The sequence below is a fragment of the Thiolinea disciformis DSM 14473 genome (assembly GCF_000371925.1).
In the GTDB taxonomy this organism is placed as follows: Bacteria; Pseudomonadota; Gammaproteobacteria; order Thiotrichales; family Thiotrichaceae; genus Thiolinea; species Thiolinea disciformis.
The window spans coordinates 1-3,473 of sequence record NZ_AQVE01000052.1; the positions used below are offsets into that span (position 1 = coordinate 1).

The 3,473-nt window shown below is 41.1% G+C and carries 6 protein-coding genes and 1 pseudogene; 3 read left to right on the top strand and 4 right to left on the bottom strand.

The window, feature by feature from the left end:
* Together A3IE_RS21485 and A3IE_RS0119195 are read left to right on the top strand one after the other, a co-directional pair.
* Positions 1–564 (top strand): annotated as a pseudogene (locus A3IE_RS21485) (hypothetical protein); the annotation flags it as partial.
* A gap of 14 nt (positions 565–578) precedes the next feature.
* Positions 579–761, top strand: a complete 183-nt coding sequence (locus A3IE_RS0119195) for a hypothetical protein (RefSeq protein WP_020397234.1) — start codon at positions 579–581, stop codon at positions 759–761.
* A 276-nt stretch (positions 762–1,037) separates the two neighbouring features.
* Here A3IE_RS0119195 and A3IE_RS0119200 read toward each other — a convergent pair whose 3' ends face one another.
* The 4 genes from A3IE_RS0119200 to A3IE_RS23315 all read right to left on the bottom strand — a co-directional run bounded on the left by A3IE_RS0119200 (position 1,038) and on the right by A3IE_RS23315 (position 2,612).
* Positions 1,038–1,757, bottom strand: coding sequence for an NYN domain-containing protein (locus tag A3IE_RS0119200; protein ID WP_211206858.1), 720 nt, complete (start codon positions 1,755–1,757; stop codon positions 1,038–1,040).
* Positions 1,758–2,103: 346 nt separating this feature from the next.
* Positions 2,104–2,364 carry a type II toxin-antitoxin system RelE family toxin gene (locus A3IE_RS0119205; protein ID WP_020397236.1) on the bottom strand — a complete coding sequence of 87 codons (261 nt, stop codon included), beginning with the start codon at positions 2,362–2,364 and terminating at the stop codon, positions 2,104–2,106.
* On the bottom strand, positions 2,351–2,506 hold the full coding sequence (locus tag A3IE_RS22965; RefSeq protein WP_020397237.1) for a hypothetical protein: 156 nt from the start codon (positions 2,504–2,506) through the stop codon (positions 2,351–2,353). Before A3IE_RS22965 ends, A3IE_RS0119205 begins: the two co-directional genes overlap by 14 nt.
* Positions 2,490–2,612, bottom strand: coding sequence for a hypothetical protein (locus tag A3IE_RS23315; protein ID WP_020397238.1), 123 nt, complete (start codon positions 2,610–2,612; stop codon positions 2,490–2,492). Before A3IE_RS23315 ends, A3IE_RS22965 begins: the two co-directional genes overlap by 17 nt.
* 389 nt (positions 2,613–3,001) lie before the next feature.
* Between A3IE_RS23315 and A3IE_RS21495 the strand changes: the two genes are divergently transcribed.
* The coding region (locus A3IE_RS21495; RefSeq protein WP_211206859.1) for an RHS repeat domain-containing protein at positions 3,002–3,473 on the top strand (472 nt) is incomplete at its 3' end.

The window sequence follows — 3,473 nt, forward strand, 5'->3', positions numbered from 1 at the left end:
TCTCCCCTCTTCGATGCGTCTGGCGTTGCTTTTATTATGTCGTTGGCCTTAGAAGCTTCGATTATTGGCTTAGCGGCTTTTATTGAATTGTTTTTAATGCCGACTCCCCTACCCGCTTTAATTAAATTCAATGATAAATTGATAGATTGGGGTATTAATAATTCCCAAGTACAAAATTTGAATATGGATGCCTCACCGGCTTATGGAACTATTAGCCGCCCTACCGTACCGGTAGGCTTACCTAACCCTACCTCCAAGACCCTAGCTCAGACCATACGTATGGTTGCTTCAGCTCAAGCGGGGAGTCAGAGTAGGGCGGGTAACAACCTCGAAGCCGCTTATCAAGAGTGGCTGAAATTAATAGTTACTCGTAAATTAAAGCCAACAGTCGCACCGAATAAGAAATATATTAAAAGCTTACTGAATGTTTCTTATGATGATGCTCAAGATATAGCCGTTGATTGGTTAGACCGTGCTTATAATCAAGGGGTATTAGACGATAATCCTAATTATAAGGAAGGCTTGCCTAAATATGTATTAGCTCAACCTAAGCTACTAGGGTAGGGGAGGGGTTAATCATGAAAGAGGTGATTAGAGAAAATTTAACACCGGCTCAGGTTTTAGAAATTCGCAAGGAAGCTAAGAGGGAAGGGGCGACCGTGAATGTGGTTCGTCTACATTCGCAATTAGTCGAAATTGAGATTACTTACCCGAATAGGATTATTGATGTGATGGCCAAGCGAATAGGGGGAGCATCATGATAAGGAGTATTAATAGCTTAGCGTAGGAACTAGATTACAGCAAAGGGAACATAAGCGAATAATAAAGGCAGCTTAAGAGCTGCCTTATGTTTTGGTAGTTTAATCGTTTTTGTGACAAGCGCTCAAGGCACTTGCTTCCCCTGCGACATCTCCCCTCCAATTGCACTTATAGCTTTTTGTGCAGCATCTATAACCCGATCAGATTTCAAACTGGGGTGTTCTTGCTAAGAAGTGAGTAAAAAACATTCAATAAAAAAGAATATTGAAGGGCTGGGGCTACCAGTAGTTAGGCTTAAAAACGGGTTTTTTCTTGGTTTTTATAAGTGTAGGGAGTTGGCATTCGGCTAGTTCGTTCTCGTGAATATACTGCCTTGTCCAGTCGGCTAATGTTTCCAATTCCGCATTAGATGGCCGCTGCTTTGCATCATTCGTTTTTAAGCGCGGGATAATTAAACCGATGCGTAAATGAGGAAAGTCAGCTTTGATGGCTTCGAGTGTTGGCACTTGGTCAGTGTCATTAGAGACTAATAGTAATTGCTCAGCATTGCTCAAATAAGCATCTCGATACATCGCTAGCGCTAATTGAACATCTGTTTTCTTTTCTTCTAATCGCCAAACCGAGATCCGATCTGATTTTATCAGTGGGTTTTGATAACGCGGCATTCCCGCTTCACTCAACGAAAAGAAACCTTCAATTATTTGAATCGTGTCAGGGTAGGTGCTTTTAAGTGCTTTTAAGTAAGCATTTTGCGCTTGCACGGCTAATTCACCATGACTGGCTATTTTTGCTTTAACGGGTGAGGTGAAATAACGAACGCCCGTTAAATGGATGTTAGGGTTTTGGATATACGCAATACGCTGTATGAGCTGAATAATATCTAGCCATTTATAAGCTGTACCTTTTAGTGCACCGTAGTAAAGGTTAAAACCATCAATATAGGCTAGGGTCTTCATCGGCAGAAAAAGCGGGGAGTATAAGCGAAAAAACCGCTTCACAGCGGTCTTTTCTCCCCAAAGCGATCAGGTCAAGCCCGAACATCCAAGGGGTGAGTTGTCCTTTTAATATAGGCGGCACGGGTGCAATTTTCAATAGGACAGCTCTTTTTGATGGATTGGGTGGGGATTTTTGAGGTTTAGGGGCCGTGGGGTAGGTGCTTGGTTAGTGTAAGGCTTTTTTCGTCGTTATAATGAATTTAATTTAAGCGCTTTAATGGTTTGTAAACGGCATCATCATTAGACCTCCTGCGAAAGTCATTTTTTAAGCAATTCTATGGGCTAAATTTTAGCCATTGTTGGGCATAGACGCCATATAAGGCAAGCTTTAGCAGAAAAACGAAATTGCTCAATTTTTGACTTGCGCAGGAGATCTATTGCGTTTTCCGATTAAAATCAGTTCCAAGGTGGTTTCTTCAATCACTTGGTACACGATGCGATATTCACTAAAATCAACACGATAATAGTCATAGCCCTGTAGTTTACTGGTATCAGTAGGGTAGGGGGTTGCTAATAGGTCTAATACCTTTAACCAAACCTGACGAAACTGTTTGGCGGGTAGATCTTCAATAAACTTTACAACGACCCTAGAAGACTTAAACACCAGCATTTAAGCGTTCCTGCAGGGTATTGAGCCATTGCTGCGTTGCTTTTTCGCTCAAGAAACCTTCTTTCAAAGCCTGCTGCGCTTTTTCCCCCCAATACCGATCCTCGATGGCTTTTAAACGCTCAAATTCAGCGTATGAGAGCATAACGGCTGAAGCCCTTTGAACGCTCAATTAGAATGGGCTGGGATTGTACGGCTTCTAAGAAGCGTCCAAACGCATTTTTAATTTGGGTTGCTGTAATGGTTAGCATAGATCGGCACTCCTATAGACAATAAAAGACTATTTTATCTATTTTAGCTAATTTAAACCATTAAGATCGTTTGTTCTTTATTTGGGCTAAGTTTAGTTTTTTCCTAAAATTAAACGAATAGTTAGCCCATTTTTTATAACTATTCACCCTCATAGTTTTTTATATTTGGCTTTAGACAGATTGATCATCACTAAGCACCTTTATACTAAATTTTAAAAGTGCAGTATAAGAATCAAGCGTAGCTGGAGGCTTTTAACTGATTCTAAGGACGTAAACGATTAAAGCAGTGTGTGGAGTAGGCTATGGTATCTTGTTATCTTGGGCAAGATTGCTAGTCGTTCATAAATTTATGCAAAAGTGTGCCCATAAGTTGGCAATAAAACGGAAGGTTGGTCTGCAGCAGCGCTGCGGGTCTTTATCAAGCGGGTGATTTGTGGAAGATGACCAATGCCTTAGGCCATGTCACATTATTTAATAAATACGATAATAATGGTCATGTCTTGTCCATCACTATGCCAAATGCTACACCAGTCGCATTGACCTACAATACTCGAGGTTGGCTAGCCACAAGCGATATAGGCGGTATCACTACTTACGATTATTACGATACCGGTTTGATCAAAAAAATCACCTTGCCCGCAGTTGTGGATGGTAGAGAGTATACGTATGAATATGATACGGCTCATCGTTTAACCAGCATTACGTCTAAAACAGGTGAGAAGGTTACTTTTACTCCCGATGTGGCAGGCAATGTAACACGGGTCGTATTAGATAAATATGGTGTGGTTTCTAACGAGTTCGACCAGCGTTTCAATGCCTTGGGGCAAGTTTATGAAACGATTCAAAAGATCCAAGTTGACA